This window comes from Streptomyces sp. LS1784, assembly GCF_020103755.1.
GTDB lineage: Bacteria > Actinomycetota > Actinomycetes > Streptomycetales > Streptomycetaceae > Kitasatospora.
Map to the genome: position 1 here is coordinate 1 of NZ_JAHSQD010001079.1, position 1,210 is coordinate 1,210.

The following is a 1,210-nucleotide window of genomic DNA, read 5'->3' on the forward strand; positions in this document are numbered from 1 at the left end:
GGTGCTGCCGGTGCCGCCGGCGTCGCGCAGGAGGAAGCCGGAGACCACGGCGGCCAGCGCGACCACGGCGGTCGCGCTCAGCAGCACCCGGGTGCGGGCGAAGCGGCGCGGCCCGGCGGGCGGGGACGCGAGGTGGGTGGTCGTCACCTCCTGTTCCTCCTCCGGTGCGGCGGCGGACCGCGGGTCGGGTGCGGCTGCCGGCCGGTGCTGCGGCTCCGGCTCCGGTTGCGGTTCCGCCTCCGGTTGCGGCTGCGGTTGCGGCTGCGGTGCGGTCGCCGCTGGGGTGGCGGTCGGGGTGCCGACGGCGGAGGTCTCCCGGCGGCGGGCCGCGTCGGCCAGGATCCAGCGGCGGTGCAGTTCGACCAGTTCCTCGGCGCCGGCCCCGCAGACCCGGGCCAGCCGTTCCACCGGCGCGTACTCGGTCGGTACGGCGGCGCCGTTGCAGTAGCGGTGCAGGGTGGAGGTGCTGACGTGCAGCCGAGTGGACAGGGCCCCGTAGCTGCGGCCCGAACGCTCCTTGAGTTCGCGCAGCATCGCCGCGAACTCCTCGGTCTCCACACTCATCTGCTGCCCTTCTCCCACCCCGGCCCGGGATGCCGGCGATGTGCGGATCACCGTACCGGCAGGCCCGGGCGGGGCTCTGAGCAGGGGAGTCGTGCGAGGCGGCAGGTCAGCTGCGGCCGGCCGTCTCCGTGGAGGCGGCCGCGTCGGCGACGCTCTCCCGGTACAGGCCGAGCTTCGGCTGCTTGCCGACCTTCGCGCCGGCGCCGAGCGGGAAGTTGCGGGTGTCGGCGTTGGGCATCTGGTCGTCGGGCAGGACGTTCAGCTCGTCCACGTCGGCCACGGCGCCGCTGCCGGGGTTGAGGTCGACCACCGCGTAGGTGCTCTTGCCGGGAGCCAGTGCGTGGGCGGGCGGGCCGCCCAGCCCGCCCGGAACCAGCGGGGTGAGGTCGTTGCCGTGGTTGGGGGCCTTCGAGCTGCCGAGGCTGATGAGCGGGTAGTAGCTCAGGCCGCAGTAGGCGGTGCCCTGGTTGTGCACCTCGATCACCCGCTGGTTGGGAGCCTCGGCCCGGGTGGTCACCTTGACCGTCAGCTTGTCGGCCTTGCAGGGGTGGGTGTAGGCGTAGGCCTCATCGCCACCGGCCGCGCCCGCGCCGCCCGTGGCGGGGGCCACGGGGTTCTTGGGGCGGGCGGAGCTGCCGCCGGCGGG

General features: G+C 75.1%; 2 protein-coding genes. Both read right to left on the minus strand.

Annotated elements, in window-relative coordinates; genetic code table 11:
• The coding region (locus tag KS423_RS45755; protein WP_224285552.1) for a helix-turn-helix transcriptional regulator at window positions 1-564 on the minus strand (564 nt) is incomplete at its 3' end.
• 106 nt (window positions 565-670) lie between these two features.
• Window positions 671-1,210 (minus strand): DUF4232 domain-containing protein (locus KS423_RS45760; protein WP_263455906.1); only part of this gene is annotated, 540 nt, incomplete at its 5' end.